General features: G+C 28.2%; 18 protein-coding genes. 6 read left to right on the plus strand and 12 right to left on the minus strand.

Annotated features, from left to right (window positions below; genetic code table 11):
• Positions 1-48 precede the first annotated feature (48 nt).
• Together mltG and J5A73_RS05890 are read right to left on the minus strand one after the other, a co-directional pair.
• Complete coding sequence (gene mltG / locus J5A73_RS05885; protein ID WP_211613888.1) at positions 49-996, minus strand: endolytic transglycosylase MltG; 948 nt, start codon at positions 994-996, stop codon at positions 49-51.
• 127 nt (positions 997-1,123) lie between these two features.
• Entirely contained in the window at positions 1,124-2,134 is a 1,011-nt protein-coding gene (locus J5A73_RS05890; RefSeq protein ID WP_211613890.1) for a hypothetical protein, read from the minus strand.
• A 207-nt stretch (positions 2,135-2,341) separates the two neighbouring features.
• Between J5A73_RS05890 and J5A73_RS05895 the strand changes: the two genes are divergently transcribed.
• The 6 genes from J5A73_RS05895 (at position 2,342) to J5A73_RS05920 (ending at position 7,780) form a co-directional block, all read left to right on the plus strand.
• Positions 2,342-2,548 carry a helix-turn-helix transcriptional regulator gene (locus J5A73_RS05895; RefSeq protein ID WP_211613892.1) on the plus strand — a complete coding sequence of 69 codons (207 nt, stop codon included), beginning with the start codon at positions 2,342-2,344 and terminating at the stop codon, positions 2,546-2,548.
• Between the two features lie 3 nt (positions 2,549-2,551).
• A complete protein-coding gene (locus J5A73_RS05900) occupies positions 2,552-3,622 on the plus strand; it encodes a DNA cytosine methyltransferase (RefSeq protein ID WP_211613894.1) in 1,071 nt (356 codons plus the stop codon).
• Positions 3,612-4,682 (plus strand): DNA cytosine methyltransferase, encoded by a 1,071-nt coding sequence (locus J5A73_RS05905; protein ID WP_211613902.1) that lies wholly within the window; start codon positions 3,612-3,614, stop codon positions 4,680-4,682. The genes J5A73_RS05900 and J5A73_RS05905 overlap by 11 nt, the downstream gene beginning before the upstream one ends.
• Before the next feature lies 1 nt (position 4,683).
• Positions 4,684-5,928 (plus strand): AAA family ATPase, encoded by a 1,245-nt coding sequence (locus J5A73_RS05910; RefSeq protein WP_211613903.1) that lies wholly within the window; start codon positions 4,684-4,686, stop codon positions 5,926-5,928.
• A 155-nt stretch (positions 5,929-6,083) separates the two neighbouring features.
• Positions 6,084-6,329: a hypothetical protein gene (locus J5A73_RS05915; protein WP_211613905.1), complete on the plus strand. Its 246-nt coding sequence runs from the start codon at positions 6,084-6,086 to the stop codon at positions 6,327-6,329.
• A gap of 11 nt (positions 6,330-6,340) precedes the next feature.
• Positions 6,341-7,780 (plus strand): LlaJI family restriction endonuclease, encoded by a 1,440-nt coding sequence (locus J5A73_RS05920; protein ID WP_211613907.1) that lies wholly within the window; start codon positions 6,341-6,343, stop codon positions 7,778-7,780.
• A 67-nt stretch (positions 7,781-7,847) separates the two neighbouring features.
• Here J5A73_RS05920 and purD read toward each other — a convergent pair whose 3' ends face one another.
• The 10 genes from purD to J5A73_RS05970 all read right to left on the minus strand — a co-directional run bounded on the left by purD (position 7,848) and on the right by J5A73_RS05970 (position 17,342).
• The gene (gene purD / locus J5A73_RS05925) at positions 7,848-9,110 is read right to left on the minus strand and encodes a phosphoribosylamine--glycine ligase (RefSeq protein WP_211613909.1); all 1,263 of its coding nucleotides are present in this window, start codon (positions 9,108-9,110) and stop codon (positions 7,848-7,850) included.
• 96 nt (positions 9,111-9,206) lie between these two features.
• Positions 9,207-9,569 carry a PH domain-containing protein gene (locus J5A73_RS05930; RefSeq protein ID WP_211613911.1) on the minus strand — a complete coding sequence of 121 codons (363 nt, stop codon included), beginning with the start codon at positions 9,567-9,569 and terminating at the stop codon, positions 9,207-9,209.
• Positions 9,570-9,711: 142 nt separating this feature from the next.
• Complete coding sequence (gene purH, locus J5A73_RS05935) at positions 9,712-11,235, minus strand: bifunctional phosphoribosylaminoimidazolecarboxamide formyltransferase/IMP cyclohydrolase (protein WP_211613913.1); 1,524 nt, start codon at positions 11,233-11,235, stop codon at positions 9,712-9,714.
• A 110-nt stretch (positions 11,236-11,345) separates the two neighbouring features.
• Positions 11,346-11,939, minus strand: a complete 594-nt coding sequence (gene purN, locus J5A73_RS05940) for a phosphoribosylglycinamide formyltransferase (protein ID WP_211617341.1) — start codon at positions 11,937-11,939, stop codon at positions 11,346-11,348.
• Between the two features lie 40 nt (positions 11,940-11,979).
• A complete protein-coding gene (purM, locus tag J5A73_RS05945) occupies positions 11,980-12,978 on the minus strand; it encodes a phosphoribosylformylglycinamidine cyclo-ligase (protein WP_211613915.1) in 999 nt (332 codons plus the stop codon).
• 36 nt (positions 12,979-13,014) lie between these two features.
• Positions 13,015-13,302: a YciI family protein gene (locus J5A73_RS05950; RefSeq protein WP_147003907.1), complete on the minus strand. Its 288-nt coding sequence runs from the start codon at positions 13,300-13,302 to the stop codon at positions 13,015-13,017.
• A gap of 26 nt (positions 13,303-13,328) precedes the next feature.
• Positions 13,329-14,762, minus strand: coding sequence for an amidophosphoribosyltransferase (gene purF, locus J5A73_RS05955; protein ID WP_249069162.1), 1,434 nt, complete (start codon positions 14,760-14,762; stop codon positions 13,329-13,331).
• Positions 14,763-14,890: 128 nt separating this feature from the next.
• Complete coding sequence (gene purC / locus J5A73_RS05960) at positions 14,891-15,607, minus strand: phosphoribosylaminoimidazolesuccinocarboxamide synthase (RefSeq protein ID WP_178937971.1); 717 nt, start codon at positions 15,605-15,607, stop codon at positions 14,891-14,893.
• A 158-nt stretch (positions 15,608-15,765) separates the two neighbouring features.
• A complete protein-coding gene (gene purE / locus J5A73_RS05965; protein WP_147003913.1) occupies positions 15,766-16,245 on the minus strand; it encodes a 5-(carboxyamino)imidazole ribonucleotide mutase in 480 nt (159 codons plus the stop codon).
• A 23-nt stretch (positions 16,246-16,268) separates the two neighbouring features.
• Positions 16,269-17,342: a DUF3829 domain-containing protein gene (locus J5A73_RS05970; protein ID WP_211613917.1), complete on the minus strand. Its 1,074-nt coding sequence runs from the start codon at positions 17,340-17,342 to the stop codon at positions 16,269-16,271.
• Positions 17,343-17,355: the final 13 nt, after the last annotated feature.

Consider the following 17,355-nt stretch of genomic DNA (forward strand, 5'->3'; position numbering starts at 1 on the left):
TAATCTTTATATTGTATTTATCTATTTTATTTATCTTTTATTTTTTTATTATTTCAGTTGTCCACTTTCTTTTCTTTTTTGTAGATGTTCTTCGTGAGTTTTAGAATAATAAGTTTTTCCATTGTGCGTAAAAAAGAATAAATTGTCAGTTATTTCAGCATTTTCAACCGCTTCAAAAGTTTCATATGGCGGATTTCCAATTGGAGTTGGTGGAAGTCCTGCAAATCTATAAGAGTTATACGGCGACATATTTGCCTTTAATTCTCCGCTTTTAGCCTGTCTTCGCAAAACATATTTTAAGGTTGCGTCAGATTCCAATCTCATTCCAATTTGTAGCCGTTTCAAAAATAATCCTGCAACTTTTGGCTTATCTTCTTTATCTGGAACTTCTGCTTCAACAATCGAAGCCAATTTCAAATTGTCATAAAATTTTTGCTTATCTGGATATTTTTCAGGTGGAAATCTTCTTAAAAATTCTTTCAATACAGTTTCCAAAACTTCTTTTGTTGTAGCAGTTTCTGGAAAAATATATGTTTCTGGATAAAAATATCCTTCAAAATTGTTATCTTTATGTGGATATGGAAAATTTATTTCCGCAAGGTCTTTTTTAATTTCATCTTCTGTTCCAAGTCCAAGTGCATCCATTCTCTCAAAAACTTGTTTTGAAGTAAAACCTTCAGGAATAGTAAGTCTTATTCCACTGATTTCACTTCTTTTAATTTTTCTTATAACTTCATATTTGGAAAGTTTTCCATCAAAACGGTAAACACCTATTTTTAAATTATTTCTTCCACTTAATTTTAAATATATTCTATCTAAAATACCGTAATTTAACTTTAGATTTTTATAAATTTGACTAAAAGTAGTACCTCTTTTTACATCAATATTTACATTTTTGTATTCTCTTTTTGAAACAAAAAAACTGTAAAAAAATATTAAAAACAGAAATAACAATATAGACAAAAATATATTAAAAAGTTTTATTGTATTTTTCATATTTTTTTCTCCTATTTCATTAAGTTTTATTTTTCTTAAACTTTCAATAACTTTATTTTTTTAAAAAATAAAAGTTTATCATTTACTTCAAAAATTTTTTTAATAACTATTTTTAATTTAAATTTTTTTATTTTATTTCACTTCCATCTTTTATTTCAATGGCTTTCATTCCATCCAACTTATTATTTGGATCTTTCGGATTTTTTTTAAGATCTTTTCGATCTTTTTCCTTTGCTTTCCAATACCCTTTCGTATCAATTTGAAAAACACTCGATGGATCAGTCTTCAACTTTTCTTCCAATTCTTTAGTTCTTCGTTGTAAATCCTTTTTTTCCTTATTTTCTTCGGTTTGCTCCAAGCCAAATATTTTTGTATCATAATAAACATTTTTTAAATCATCTCTATTTTTCACAAAATCTTCAAATTCGACTAATTCTTCTCCATCCAGCGAAATTTTCTCATTATTTGGATACCTAGACAAAACTCGTGTCACGCCATCAGCAAACTGGATAATCATATACCTATAATTTTTGTCAAAAAACAAAATTTGATTTTGAATATATTTAAAGTTTTTTTTCTCAAAATCCAAATAGACATTTCCTTTAGATTCCTCAATCCAAGCTCTTTTTATATCTTCCGACCAAATATTGCTTTGAGGATCTAAATAGCTTTTGGACAATCTATAACCACTTTGTTCCTCTTTAAAATTATAAGTTATATTTTGAAAATCTTTTTCTTGTGGATCACTTGTCTTTATCACATACCAAGCACCATAACTTTTGTCAACTTTAAATTTCAGTAGTGGATTGACTTTCAAATCAATTTTTTTTATAAATTTTTCCAGTCTATTCAATTTATCTGATTTTTCCTTCTTTATATCCTCTTCATCTTCCCGAATCTGATCCAAATAAATAAGATCTCCGTCTTCAAGTTCATTATTTAAGTCATCATCAGGATAATCTTCATTATTATTGTTGTTATTATTATCTTTATAATTTTCATCTCTATTAATTATAATATCAACATCTACAACACCATCTTTAAAATTTTGTTTATCAATTTCAGAATTTTGCTTCGAAATTGCTATCGTTGAAATTATAAAAAATAAAAGTAGTTTGTATATTTTATTTTTTTTCAAGATATTCACCTTTTTATTTCAATTTTTATTAATTATAGCATATATTTTTATTTTTTGGTAGTTCAAGTTGAAATATAAAAATTTAAATATATTTTAAATAATAAATTACCAAAATAAAAAGTTTGTAAAAACAGAAAAAAAAGGTTATAATGTAATAAAATTGTAATTTGTTACTTACAATTTTATAATAATTAAAAAGGAGATAAAATGTTAAAATTTAGTTACAAGCCATTATGGAAACTACTCATTGATAAAGATATGAATAATAGCGATTTAATGGAAAAAACTCATATTTGTAAAAGTACCTTTTACAAAATGAAAAAAAATAAAAATATTACAACTGATGTACTGCTGAGAATTTGTCAAGAATTGAAATGTGATATATCAGATATTGTAGAATGTGTGAAGGGTTGATCAATGAAAAAAGAATGCACTGTTATTGATTTGTTTTGTGGGGCAGGAGGTTTAAGTCTGGGATTTAAAAATGCCGGATTTAAGATTATTGGAGGAATTGATTTTGACAAAGATGCTATCGCAACACATGAGCTTAATTTTAAGAATTCTGTTAATATTTGTGGAGATATTAAAGAAATTACAGATGATAAAATTAAAGACTTGTTTCCGTCTGGAACGGATATTATAATAGGAGGACCACCTTGTCAAGGTTTTAGTTCTGCTAATATGTGGCAGAATGATGAAGAAAAAAAAGAAAAAAACAGGTTGTTTTTTGAATATATTAGATTTGTGAAAGTTTTAAAACCTAAAGCTTTTCTGATTGAAAATGTTAGACAAATTTTAACAAAAGATGATTCTTTTGCAAAAAAGGAGATATTAAAAATAGGAGAAGAATTGGGATATAATGTTTCATATAATATTTTAGTTGCTTCTGATTATGGTGTACCTCAAAATAGAATTCGAGCTTTTTTTATAGGTATAAAAAAGGAATTTGGTGTTCATTTTAATTTTGATTCTTTAGAAAAAAGAAAAAAAGTTACAGTAAAAGAAGCAATTTCTGATTTATATGATTATGAAAAAACTAACAAAATAGGAAAAATTGGTAGTGAATATCAAAAACTTATGAGAAAAAATAGCAATGATTTAGTATACAATCATGAAATCAGATACCCTAATGAAAAAGTACAAGAAAGAATGAAATTTGTTCCTCAAGGTGGAAATTGGAGAGATGTACCAGACAAACTTTGGGACACACAAAGAAATAATAGGCATTCTTCTGCTTATAGAAGGTTAAAAGAAAATGATATAAGTATTACTATAGATACAGGTCATATGAACTATTTTCATCCTCTGTTTAACAGAGTTCCTACAGTTAGAGAATCAGCTAGAATACAGAGTTTTTCTGATGATTTTATTTTTTGTGGTTCTAAAACTAGTCAATTTAGACAAGTTGGAAATGCTGTTCCACCTTTGATGGTATATTCTATTGCAAAAGAAATAAAGAAAATATTAGGAGAAAAAAATGAGTTATAAAATTATAGATTTATTTTGTGGGGCTGGTGGATTTAGTTGTGGGTTTGAGCAAGAAAATTTTGAAAGTATTTTAGCTATTGATAAATGGGAAGACGCCATAAAAACATATAATGAAAACCATAAAAATAAATGTGGACAAAATATTGATATTAACAATTTTACAAATGAAATGATACAAGATTTAATTAAAAAAAATGGGGAAATTGATGGGATAATAGGAGGTCCTCCTTGTCAAGGATTTAGTATGGTCGGAACAAGAGATCATAAAGATGAAAGAAATAATCTGTATCTACAATATGTAAGATTTGTTGAACAAATAAAACCTAAATTTTTTATTCTTGAAAATGTAAAAGGATTGTTGAATTTACATAAAGGTTTTTTTAAAAAAGATATAATAAAGAGATTTTCTGATTTGGGATATAATGTTGAATTTAAAATTTTAAAAGCTTCTGAATATGGTGTACCTCAAAGTAGAGAAAGAGTCTTTTTTGTTGGGTTAAATAAAAATATATTTGATAGAACTTTTTTTGAATTTCCTGAAGGGGATAAAATAAATTTTGTTTCTACTAAGGAAGCTTTAAGCGATTTACCTAGTTTAGACAATAATGAAGAGGAAACTAAATATAAATTTGATCCAAAAAATGAATATCAAAAATTTATGAGACAAGAGACGAGAGATAATAGTATAAAAAATAATGAAAAAACTATTCATCAAGAAAAAACAATAAAAATAATTAGTATGGTTCCTGATGGTGGGAGTATTAAAGATTTAGATGAAAAATATTATAAAGTTAGAAATTATAATGCAGCTTTTAAAAGAATGAATAGTCAACTTCCAAGTACTACTATAGACTGTGGTCATAGAAATTATTTTCATTATGAAGAAAATCGTGTTCCTACAGTTAGAGAATCAGCTAGAATTCAAAGTTTTCCTGATAATTTCATATTTTTAGGAAGTAAAACTAGTCAATATACACAAGTTGGGAATGCTGTTCCACCTTTATTAGGGAGAGCGATTGCCAAAAAAATAAATAATTATTTAGAAAGGGTTGTAAAATAGTATGGATAAAATAACAGATTGTAAAATATTAGGAAAATCAGAAACTAAATTTAAAACTATTTCAAAAGCATATATTTTAGAAAAAAAAAGTACTGGTGGAGGGGGACAAGCTTCTTATAATTTACCAGAAAGTTTTTTTAATGAATTAATAAAAAAAGATATTTTAATTGAAAGTGAACCTGTAAAAGCAAAAAATAATCAACAAAACAAAGTTTTTAAAATTAATGAAAAATTCAAAGTTGTTCTTAGTAATACTGTGCTAAAACTTCTAAAAAATCCTATTACTGAAGAAAAATTACCAATGTTTTTAGTTGTTGAAGGAAATGGTAACAAGCCTCAAATAAGACCCTCTGCTTATGAGGAATATAAAAAAAAGGGATTATACCTAGAATATAATTTAGATTGGTTTAAAGAATTGTATGATAATAACTCTGAAGAAAATATAATGATTTATACATTTGAAAATGATACTTTTATTATTGATATAGAAGAAAAAAATCATATAGAAAATACAACTATTGAAAATTTTGAAAATATTGATACTAAAATCAATAAACCTCACCAAAGAATATTTTTCGGTGCTCCTGGAACAGGAAAAAGTTATAAATTAAACAAAGAGGCAGAAAGAAATTTTGACAAAAATAATATTTCCAGAGTTACTTTCCATCCAAATTATAACTATGGTAATTTTATTGGAACTTTTAAGCCTTTTCCAAAAATAAAAAATGACAATGAAACAATTACATATACATATGTTCCTGGAATATTAACAAAACTTTTGATAAGAGCTCTAAATAATCCAACAGAAGATTTTTTATTAATAATAGAAGAAATAAATAGAGCTAATACTGCAGCTGTTTTTGGTGACTTTTTTCAATTACTAGATAGAGATAAAAATGGAAACAGTGAATATGATATTGTTGCTTCTGAAGATTTAAAATTACTATTTTCAAAAAATAAAATTTCAGAAAATATAAATACAGAATGTTTAGAAACTATTCAACATGATGAAATTAGTGTAGCGGAAGAAAATCTTCCATATAATCAAACTGATTTTAAATTAAAATTACCATCTAACTTTTATATTTGGGCGACAATGAACAGTGCTGATCAAGGAGTCATGCCATTAGATACAGCTTTTAAACGAAGATGGGAATTTGAATATATTGGAATTAATGATGCATATGATAAAAGTAAATCTGAATTTAATGCTTACAACTTTTTTAAAATAATGAAAATGAATTAGCCAACTGGAATGACTTTAGAATAAAAATAAATGAAATTTTATCAAAATATCATGTTCCAGAAGATAAATTATTAGGACCATATTTTATTTCAAAATCAATATTAGAAAGTGAAGATCCTAATAAAATAAAAAATGCCATAAAAAATAAAGTTTTAATGTATCTTTATGAAGATGCAGGAAAACAACACAGAAGAAAAATTTTTAAAGATGGAATTTGGGAAACTTATTCTAAATTATGTGATGCTTTTGATAAAAATTGTGAAAAAATATTTAAGGATGAAATTGAATTATCTAAGATTCCAAAAGAAAAAGCAAATGAAATTATAGAGCAAACAAACAAGGTTGAAAATCAAAATCAAGAAAATGAAATAACTGAAAATACTGATTCTAATGATGAATAGAGGTAGATTAAATGAAAGTAAATAAGTTACAAGAATTAAAGTTATATAATATCTCTGAATTACAATCTATATTTGATTTACCCGAAGATAAAACAAGAGAAATTTTAAAGACATTAGCGTATAAGAATATTGTTAGAAAAATATCTAAAAATTTATCTAATGCAGAATTAGAAGAATTAAATAACGGAGAATCTTTTGAACAATTAAATAAGGAATTTGAGGGAGATAACTACAAATTTAAATTTGTTGGTATAATTACTGTAAAAGATGTCTGCTTAATTATTTATCCAAAATATATTACTGAATTTGATGAAAATTTTGATAAAGACAATAAGATAATAAAACAATTGATCGAAGTTATGAGAAAATATGAAAGTAAGGAACAAAAACAATTTCTGTCAAATAATGAAGAAAATAAAAATTATAACTTGTTAGCTCTAGCGATAGATTTATACGATGATTATCATGTGAATGGACTTTACAGTAGTGAAAAAACAATAATAGAAGAAAATGGGGAAAGAGAAATTCTCTGGGATAAAACTATAAATGAAAAAGATGCTTATTTTATAAACGATGTTCCTTTCTATTTAGATTTTTTTTCTGTAAACAAAGAGACAAATGAAGAAGATTTTTTTAGAAGACTACATCGTTGTATAATTACAGAAAGCTATAATAAAATTGAGGAAATATTTGATATACTTGATTATGAACCTATAAATATTTCAGATGATGAAATTGATTATTTTGGAGATAAAGAGTACATCATGACAAGATTAAATCAAGAAATGAGCATACAGTTTATCGATAAAAAGCAGAAACAGTTAAATATGATGAAGAATTATTTTTTAGAAACTGAAAATTCAAACGAAGATGAAGAAATAAAGTTTATCGGAACAACCAGTTTCAATTTAGTGTGGGAAAAGGTATGTGCTATTGTTCTGGGAAATTCTCTGGATAAAAAACTGGAGGATTTAGGATTAGATATAATAGATAATACTGAAAACATAACTTTGAAAGAAGTAATTCCTAAACTTAAATGGAAAGTTTCTAATTCTAAAGAGCATCGGTCTGCTAAGACTTTAATTCCAGATTTAATTGTATACGATAAAGAAGATAGAAGTATTTCTATTTATGATGCAAAATATTATAATATTATTTTGACTGAAAAGTTATTAAAAAATTATCCTGGAGTAGAGGATATTTCTAAACAATATTTATATGAACTTGCGTATAGAGATTTGATTAAAAGAAATAATTTAAAAATAAAAGAGAATGCTTTTATAATGCCAACAGATAAAAAAATCAATCCAGAAGAAACGAACTTTAAAAAAATAGGAAAAGAAATAGGAACAGTAGAATTTGAAATATTTTCTAAAAGTTTAGAATTAAAAGATATAAAAATAGTATTAACTCCTGCAACTCGGATGTTTGAGAAGTATTTAAGCAAATAACATAAAAAGTAGTTATTGACTAAAATCTTTAACTACTTTTTTGGAGTATATAATTTCTACCTTACTTTTATTTTATATTTCCAATATCTTTTCTAAAATACATTCCATCAAAATTAATTTTTGACAATAATTTATAAGCATTTTTTCTTGCTTCATCCAATGTTTTTCCAAATGCAACTGCATTTAAGACTCTTCCACCATTAGTTTTGAACTTCCCGTCTTCAAATTTTGCTCCTGCGATAAATACCAATTCATCATCTGAAGCATTTTCAATTCCAGTTATCACATCGCCTTTTTTATAACTTTCAGGATAACCTTTTGCCGCTCCTACGACACAACAAGAATGAAGTGGTTTCCAAGAAACTTTTAATTCCGATAATTTTTTGTCAAATGAATATTCTACCAATTCCAACAAATCGTTTTCCAAAAGTGGTAAAACTGCTTGAGTTTCAGGATCTCCTAATCTCATGTTGTATTCCAGCAAATAAACACCTTTTTTCGTAATCATAAGTCCAAAGAAAATTACTCCTTCAAAATCCATTCCTTCCGCTTGAATACCTTTTAAAGTCGGATTCATAATATCATTTTTAAAACTTTCAAAAACTTCATCTGTAACATACGGATTTGGACTTATAACTCCCATTCCACCTGTATTTAATCCAGTTTCATTTTCTCCGATTTTTTTGTGGTCTTTCGCCGACAAAAGTGGCACGATAACTTTGCTATCTGTAAATGATAAAATTGACGCTTCCACTCCGTCCAAAAATTCTTCAATTACAACTTGATTTCCCGCACTTCCAAATTTTTCGTCAACCATTATATCTTCAACAGCTTTAATCGCTTCATCATGACTTTGAGCGATAATAACACCTTTTCCAGCTGCAAGTCCACTTGCTTTTACAACTACTGGAAAATAGCTCCAATTATTCAAAAATTCTTTTGCTTTTTCAGCATTATCAAAAATTTCATAAACAGCAGTTTTTATCCCATATTTTTTCATAAAATCTTTTGAAAATGCTTTACTTCCTTCAAGAATTGCTGCTTTTTTGTCAGGACCAAATATTTTTAATCCATTTTTTCTAAATTCATCGACAATACCAGCTACCAATAATTCTTCGCTTCCAACAAATGTTAAATCAATTTTATTATTTTTTGCAAATTTTACATACTCTTCAATATTGTTTGACAAATTCACATTTTCAGCTTTTTCCAATAACTCCGCTCCCGCATTTCCAGGTGCAATAAATATTTTTTCAACTTTTTCATTTTGTGAAATTTTCCAAGCAATTGCGTGTTCTCTTCCACCTGCTCCTACAATCAGTACTTTCATTAAAGCCTCCTAAACTTTTTTTATTTTTTCATATTTACTTTTTTATATTTATATTTTAAATTTTTTAATAAATTTATAAATTTTAAGAAATTTTTTTTACAAAATATAACTTGCAAGTAAATAATCTATTTTTTTCACATCTATATCCACTCCAAGTTTTATTTTAAATTTTCCAATTCTTGTCCAAAGCACAACTTCAGAATTAAAATCTACAATTTTCCCAGCATTCTCAATTGACCACATAATTATCGACTTATATGGCAATGAAAAAATTTCAGATTTTAGTCCTGTTATTCCTTGCTTATCTTTTACAATCAATCTTTTATTCGTAAATATTGCTAAATCCCGTATTGTCTTATACGCAACCATAGCATTTTCGCCATCTACCAAAATATTTTCTATATCTTTCGAAATTTTGCTCTCTCTAAAAAATGTCCATTCCAACACTTTTAATTCCATTTTTTTCTCCCAAATTTTTTCACACACAAAATTTGTTTATACAAATATTTATTAATATTTAAATTTTATTTTAAATTTTTCAAATATAAAAAAATACATTAAAACACGCAGGAAAACTAATATAACCTTTCCTGCTAAAAAATTAATGTTTAAAATGTCTAATTCCAGTAAATACCATTGTTATTCCGTGTTCATTACAAGCCTCAATTGATTCTTTATCTCTAATTGATCCTCCTGGTTGTACAATCGCTTTAATTCCTGTTTTTGCAGCTGTATCTACGCAATCTCTGAATGGGAAGAAAGCATCTGATGCTAATACTGCTCCTGTCAAGTCTTTTCCAACTTTTTCTTGAGCATGTTGCAATGCATGTTCTGTTGACCAAATTCTGTTAGTTTGACCAGTTCCTACACCAATTGCCATTCCATCTTTAACGACTACAATCGCATTTGATTTTACATATTTTACAACTTTCATTCCTAATTCCATATCAGCTTTTTCTTTTTCAGTAGGTTGTTTTTCAGTAACAACATTCATTTCATCAATCATTTTATTATTTGTTCCTTGAACCAAAATTCCACCATCAACTTTTACATAATCGAATTTATCTTGAGGTTTTGGAGTTTTACATTCGATAACTCTCAAGTTTTTCTTAGTTTTCAAGATTTCCAACGCTTCATCTGTAAATGAAGGTGCAATTACAATTTCCAAGAAGATTTTTTTCAATTCTTCGGCAGTTTCTTTATTAACTTCTCTGTTAAGTGCCACAATTCCACCAAAAATCGATACTGGGTCACAATCGTGAGCTTTTTTGTACGCTGTGAAAATATCATCTGCAACAGCCACACCACAAGGAGTTGAGTGTTTTATTGCACAAGCTGCTGGACCATCAAATTCTCCAACCACTTTCCAAGCAATATCCATATCTCTAATATTGTTAAATGACAATTCTTTTCCATTCAATTGCTTAATATCTTTCATGCTTCCATTTTCAGTAGTTGAAACATAATAAGCTGAAGATTGATGAGGATTTTCCCCGTATCTCAAGTCAAATTTTTTCTCATAAGAAACATTCAAATATTTAGGATAATCTTCTTCTAACAAGAACGCAGAAATTGCCGCATCATAAGCTGATGTCAAGTTAAATACTTTTCCAGCCAATCTTTTTTTAGTTTCATAAGAAACTTGTCCATCTTTTTCCATTTCTTCCATAACTACTGAATAGTCTTCAGTTTCGCAAATAACTGTTACATCTTTAAATGATTTTGCAGCTGAACGAAGCATTGTAGGTCCACCTATATCGATAAATTCAATTTTTTCATCAAAAGTTTTGTCAGTTTGAACTTCTCTAAAGAACGGATAAAGATTAACAACAACATAATCAATTGTTTCAATTCCTTCTTTTGCAATCGTATCCATGTGTTCTTTATTATCTCTAATCGCCAAAATTCCACCATGAATATTTGGATGCAAAGTTTTTACTCTCCCATCCAGCATTTCTTTAAAATTAGTAACTTCTGAAACATCAATTACAGAAAGACCATTTTCCTTCAAATATCTGTAAGTCCCTCCTGTCGAAATAATTTCCACACCTTTTTTATCTAAAAACTGTGCAAATTCTAAAATTCCCGTCTTATCAAAAACGCTTATTAATGCTCTTTTTTTCATTTTAAAATTTCCTTTCTTAAATTTTCTATTTTAAAGTACACATCCTTCTTTTTTATAAAATAAACATAGAAAAATCAATCACTACTTCTAACATTTCTTTTACAAAATTACTACTTTTCAAGCAACTTCTTAATCCCTTCAATCAGTAAAACATGTTCCTTCTCAAGTACTCTCTTCTGCAAAACTTCCGGCGTGTCATCAGTAAGTACAGGCACCTTTATCTGCAAAATAATTTCTCCTGTGTCAACTCCTGTGTCAACAAAATGAATTGTACATCCACTTTCAGTTTCTTTTGCTTCGATAACTGCTCTGTGAACATTCATTCCATACATTCCCTTTCCACCAAATTTTGGAAGCAATGACGGATGAATATTTATAATTTTTCTTGACCATTTTTTTATAAATTCTGGTGATAAAATCGACAAATATCCTGCTAATACTATATAATCTGTTTTTTCGTCATCATTTTCAAGAACATTGCTAATTTCATCAGACAATTTTTCTTTTAATACTTTTCTGTCAAGCAAAATATTTTTTATGCCATGTTTTTCTGCTCTTTCCAATCCATGACACTTTCTATCTGCAATTACATAAGAAATTTCACAATTTAAGTTCCCTTGCTCAATGTTGTCAATAATTGACTGTAAGTTCGACCCTCCGCCAGAAACTAAAACTGCTATTCTTTTTTTATTTTTATTAGACATTTTTTCACTCTCTTTAAATTTATTTTTATCATCTTTATTTTTAATACAAATTAATTTTTTCGTCACCTTTAACAATAGTTCCTAATTCATAGGCTTCTTCTCCATTTTCAGCTAAAATATCAATAACTGTTTGAGCATCATTTTTATTTACGATAACAACAAATCCAACTCCCATGTTGAATGTTCCCCACATTTCTTCTTCTGGAACTCTTGAGAATGTTTCGTGTTTAAACAACGGATGAACTTTTACTTTCGCTTTTTCGATGTTTGCACAAAGTCCGTCTGGTATAGTTCTTGGAACATTTTCGATAAGTCCTCCACCAGTTATGTGAGCCATTCCGTTCACTTGTACTTTTTCCATAACTTTTTGAATTGGTTTTACATAAATTTTTGTTGGTGTCAATAAATGTTCTCCAATTGTTTTTCCATTGAATTCTTCGCTAAAATCAGTGAATAATTTTCTTAACAATGAGAATCCGTTACTGTGAGCTCCACTTGAAGGAATTGCAACAATTACATCTCCTTCTTGAACTTTGCTTCCATTGACCATTTTTTCTTCTTCAACTACACCAACTGCAAATCCTGCAATGTCATATTCTCCGTCTGCATAAAATCCTGGCATTTCAGCAGTTTCTCCACCTACTAAAGCTGAATCTCCTTGAAGACAACCTTCTACAACACCTTTAATTATTTCAGAAGAAACATTTGAGTCCAATTTTCCACAAGCTAGGTAATCTAAGAAAAATAATGGTTGTGCTCCGTGACACAAAATATCATTTACACACATCGCAACACAGTCAATTCCAACTGTATCATATTTATTTGTTTCAAATGCAACTTTTAATTTTGTCCCAACTCCGTCAGTTCCAGACACTAAAATTGGTTTTTTATATTCTCCCAATCTATACAAAGCTCCAAAACTTCCCAATTCGTTCATAACATTTTTGTTGTAAGTCGCTTTTACTCTTTCTTTTATTTTTGCAACACTTCTGTATCCTTCTTCTTTATCTACTCCTGAATCTTTATAAGAAATTGACATTCTTTATCCTCCTGTTTTAAATTAAATCTCTATTTTTTATTTTACAAAGTTTGCAAAATCTTCTGCATATTTTGTAGGGAAAAATTCTGTAATTTCATATTCCGCAATTCCATTTATATTAAACGGATCTTCTGAAATTATTTTCTTAACTTCTTCCAAATTTTCTGCATTTAGCAAAATTACACCACCTGTTCTAGGATTTTTTCTTCCTGAACAAATAAATTTTCCCATTTCATAATATTTTTCCAAAAATTTTATATGTTCTTCTAAATATTTTTCAACTTCACTTACTGCTTTTACATAATTTAAACTTACTATATACATTTTTTCACCTTATTTTTTCAATTCTTTCAAAGCCTCTTTTGAATTGGTGTCAACGAAGCATAAAATTCTTCCTCGTAATCTCCCAATCCAGCTGGATAATCTCCATTAAAACATTCCATGCAAAGCCCTGTATATGGCGCATCAAAATTAAGTCCAATCGAATCAATTAATCCGTCAATACTCAAGAAAGCCAATGAATCTGCACCAATGTAGTCTCTCACTTCTTCAACAGTTTTATTTGCCGAAATCAATTCTGATGAATTTGACACATCAATTCCGTAAAAAATAGGAAACTTAAATTCTGGCGATGCAATTCTTACATGAACTTCTTTTGCTCCAGCTTCCTTCAATAACTGAACAATACGGCTTGAAGTAGTTCCACGAACTATTGAATCATCAATCATAACTACAACTTTATCTTTTACAACACCTTTTACAGCAGAAAGTTTCATTCTAACACCTTGTTCTCTAAGTTCCTGAGTTGGCTGAATAAATGTTCTTGCTACATATTGGTTTTTGATTAATCCCATTTCATAAGGTTTTCCGCTTTCTTCTGCATAACCACTTGCTGCTGACAATGACGAATTTGGAACTCCAATTATAATATCTGCATTTTCAACAGGTGCTTCTTGTGCCAATCTTCTTCCGCATCTTTTACGAGCTGAATGTACATTTATTCCTGAAATATCCGAATCAGGTCTTGCAAAATATACATATTCCATCGCCGCAATCGCAGTCGAAGTATCGTCAGTATATTTTTCAATTCTGTATCCATCTTTATCAATGATTACAACTTCTCCAGATCTAATATTTCTAACAAATTCCGCTCCAACAATTTCCAACGCACAAGTTTCACTCGCCAAAATATACGCTCCATTTTTTGTTTTTCCTAAAATTAAAGGACGAAATTCAAAAGGGTCAACTGCACCGTACAATTCTGTCTGAGTTTGAACTAAGAAAGAAAATCCACCTTTTACTTGTCTTAACGCATCTTTCAATTGGCTCAAAAAATCTTTTTCTTTACTTCTTCTAATCAAATGAACCAACACTTCTGTATCTGATGTAGAATGAAAAATTGCACCGTGTTTTTCCAATTCTCTTTTTAATTTTTTCGCATTAATCAAATTTCCGTTGTGTGCCAAAGCGATACTTCCGTCAAAAAATTGGAACAAAAATGGCTGAATATTACGACCGCTGCTACTTCCAGAAGTCGCATATCTAACATGCCCAATAGCACAATTTCCTTGCAAACGGTTAAAAATTCTATCATCGTTAAATACTTCCGACACAAGTCCAGGCCCACGATGACCATTCACACGCTTACCGTCACTTACTACAATTCCTGCCGCTTCTTGTCCTCTATGTTGCAAACTATGCAATCCATAATAAGTAAGTCTTGCCGCTTCGTGGTGTCCAAAAACTCCAAAAACTCCACATTCTTCATTCAAGCTCTTAATCATTTGTAGTTTTCCTCCATTTTGTTATAAACAGTTTAGTTTATACTTTATCAATATTTTTTATTTTATTTAAATGACAAGGGGTCAAGACCCCTTGCTAATATATGATTTCAGAAATTTATTTTTTTAATTTATTTTAAAACTTCTTCCATACGACGAAGAACTTCACGATAAGCACCCATTACGTCTCCTAAATCTTGTCTAAATCTATCTTTATCCAATTTTTTAAGTGTATCTTTATCCCAAAGTCTCATTGAATCTGGACTAATTTCATCTGCAAGTAAAATATTTCCATCTTTATCTCTTCCAAACTCAATTTTATAATCCACTAAAATCAAGTTCATTTTATCAAATAATGCAGACAACAAATCATTAATCAAGAAAGTTTGTTTTTTAATTTCAGCCAATTCTTCTTCAGTAACCAATTCTAATGCCAAAGCGTGATCATCATTCAATAATGGATCTCCTAAATCATCATTTTTGTAAGACAATTCAAATGTAGGTCTTTTAAAGATTTTTCCTTCTTCAGCCGCATATCTTTTTACAAAACTTCCAGTTGCTCTATTTCTAATAATTACTTCCAAAGGAACAATTTCCACTTTTTTACAAAGTTGTTCTCTTTCATTCAAAGTTTTAATCCAGTGAGTTTTTACACCGTGTTTAATCAAATATCCATAAAGTAATGTAGAAATTTTATTATTCAAAATTCCTTTATCTTCCAATTGATCTTTTTTTACTCCATTAAATGCAGTCGCATCATCTTTAAAATACATAATTATTTCATCCGCATTATCTGTTGCAAAAATTGATTTTGCTTTTCCTTCATAAATTTGTTCTCTTTTTTCCATTTTTATTTCCTCCATTTTTTATTTTTAAATCATATCAAATAAATATTATATTGTTCAATAACTTGAATTTTTTTATTTCCACAAGGGGTCAATACCCCTTGTTTCAAATATTTTTTTATTCATAAATGCATATAACTTCCAAATAAGTCTATTACAAATTATAATTCAACTTTTTTCTCATTATCAGCAATAAATTTAGCTTTCATTTCTTTTCTAAATGTAACCAATTTTTCTCTAATTTCAGGATATTTTATTGCAAGAATTTGTACTGCCAACATTCCTGAATTGTATGAGTTATTAATTCCAACAGTTGCTACTGGAATAGATTTTGGCATTTGAACAATCGAATAAAGTGCATCCAATCCTTCAAGTGCACCATTTAAAGGCACTCCAACTACTGGCAGTATTGTTTTTGAAGCAATAACTCCAGGTAAATGTGCCGCAAGTCCAGCTCCAGCAATAATCACTTCTGCACCTCTTTTTTCAACATCAGCCAAAACTTCTTCCAATTTTTCAGGAACTCTGTGAGCCGACAATACATAAGCCTCAAACTCAATCCCAAATTCTCTCAAACAATTTGCTGCACCTCTCATTTTGTCAGTATCTGACTGACTTCCAAAAAATATTGCTACTTTCATTATAATTCCTCCTTCTAAGTTTATTATTTTACTATTAGATTTTGCCGTATATTTATATACATCTCAAGCGTATTTACAACATTGTCAACTGCAAGTGCATTCAAATTATCATAATTTTTATTATCTATTTTATCCAATATTTTTTTAGATAATTCCACACCCTTATCCCCTTGCTCAAGTATTTTTATATACACATCTTTTTTTAAATACATTGAATATATTTTAGAATCTGTTGTTAATTCTTTTGTTTTTTTTAATTGTTTTTCTACTTCCATTAAAATTAACTCTAATTCTGCCCTGTATCTCTTCTGATTCTTTATATCAACATTAAATTTTTCATTTTTTCCAATAGAAATCTCATTCCAGTCATATAATCTGTCATCAAAAATTCCCATTAATAGATTTAATTTTCTTAAATTCATGTATAAATTATCATCAGATATGGAATTTGATATTATTGTTTTTTCTTCCTCGTAATCTTCTTGTTTCACTTTCTTATTAAGTGTTCTAAATATTTGTTTTCTTTTATATAAAATTTTTAAATATTCATCATTTAAAATTTTGCCTTTTGAATAATCATCTTTTTTATATTCTCCAGTTTCATAATAACTTCTAATTTCTTTTATTTTTGCTCTCTCTTCTCGTAGAATATTTATCCAATCCTGTACATACTTATCGAGATCTGCTAATTTAGGCTCTTTTTTTTGTACTTTTTCAAGATTGTCAATCTCTTTATAAAACTTTCCTAATCCAACATCCATTACTTTTTCATATACAAGAAAATCCTCAATATTCTTAGGTGTTCCTTTTACAAAATTACCATTTCTATCTAAGAAGCTTGACCTGTAAACATTATAATATGCATCTTTATCTGGTGAATAAGCATAACCTGATAAAATCAGGCTATACTCACCTTTTTTATTTCTTATATCTAGTTCCTTTGAGTATTCTTTATCATAATAATTTATCTTCTTATTTTCAGTTTTTTCTGGAAAATGTAATATTTGCTCTATTGGTATTCCATCTTCCTGATTTGACTGACAGCTTATAATAAACAGAAAAGTTATAATCACTAAGAATAATCGTTTTTTATTCATAATTTTATAAAAA

The sequence above is a fragment of the Leptotrichia sp. oral taxon 218 genome, assembly GCF_018128225.1.
Lineage (GTDB): Bacteria > Fusobacteriota > Fusobacteriia > Fusobacteriales > Leptotrichiaceae > Leptotrichia.

What these genes read in the sequence shown, in the direction of transcription:
- mltG (WP_211613888.1), bottom strand. Translation starts at nt 996, where the DNA reads ATGAAAAATACAATAAAACTTTTTAATATATTTTTGTCTATATTGTTA.
- J5A73_RS05895 (WP_211613892.1), top strand. Translation starts at nt 2,342, where the DNA reads ATGTTAAAATTTAGTTACAAGCCATTATGGAAACTACTCATTGATAAA.
- J5A73_RS05900 (WP_211613894.1), top strand. Translation starts at nt 2,552, where the DNA reads ATGAAAAAAGAATGCACTGTTATTGATTTGTTTTGTGGGGCAGGAGGT.
- J5A73_RS05905 (WP_211613902.1), top strand. Translation starts at nt 3,612, where the DNA reads ATGAGTTATAAAATTATAGATTTATTTTGTGGGGCTGGTGGATTTAGT.
- J5A73_RS05910 (WP_211613903.1), top strand. Translation starts at nt 4,684, where the DNA reads ATGGATAAAATAACAGATTGTAAAATATTAGGAAAATCAGAAACTAAA.
- J5A73_RS05915 (WP_211613905.1), top strand. Translation starts at nt 6,084, where the DNA reads ATGTATCTTTATGAAGATGCAGGAAAACAACACAGAAGAAAAATTTTT.
- J5A73_RS05920 (WP_211613907.1), top strand. Translation starts at nt 6,341, where the DNA reads ATGAAAGTAAATAAGTTACAAGAATTAAAGTTATATAATATCTCTGAA.
- purD (WP_211613909.1), bottom strand. Translation starts at nt 9,110, where the DNA reads ATGAAAGTACTGATTGTAGGAGCAGGTGGAAGAGAACACGCAATTGCT.
- J5A73_RS05930 (WP_211613911.1), bottom strand. Translation starts at nt 9,569, where the DNA reads ATGGAATTAAAAGTGTTGGAATGGACATTTTTTAGAGAGAGCAAAATT.
- purH (WP_211613913.1), bottom strand. Translation starts at nt 11,235, where the DNA reads ATGAAAAAAAGAGCATTAATAAGCGTTTTTGATAAGACGGGAATTTTA.
- purN (WP_211617341.1), bottom strand. Translation starts at nt 11,939, where the DNA reads ATGTCTAATAAAAATAAAAAAAGAATAGCAGTTTTAGTTTCTGGCGGA.
- purM (WP_211613915.1), bottom strand. Translation starts at nt 12,978, where the DNA reads ATGTCAATTTCTTATAAAGATTCAGGAGTAGATAAAGAAGAAGGATAC.
- J5A73_RS05950 (WP_147003907.1), bottom strand. Translation starts at nt 13,302, where the DNA reads ATGTATATAGTAAGTTTAAATTATGTAAAAGCAGTAAGTGAAGTTGAA.
- purF (WP_249069162.1), bottom strand. Translation starts at nt 14,762, where the DNA reads ATGATTAAGAGCTTGAATGAAGAATGTGGAGTTTTTGGAGTTTTTGGA.
- purC (WP_178937971.1), bottom strand. Translation starts at nt 15,607, where the DNA reads ATGGAAAAAAGAGAACAAATTTATGAAGGAAAAGCAAAATCAATTTTT.
- purE (WP_147003913.1), bottom strand. Translation starts at nt 16,245, where the DNA reads ATGAAAGTAGCAATATTTTTTGGAAGTCAGTCAGATACTGACAAAATG.
- J5A73_RS05970 (WP_211613917.1), bottom strand. Translation starts at nt 17,342, where the DNA reads ATGAATAAAAAACGATTATTCTTAGTGATTATAACTTTTCTGTTTATT.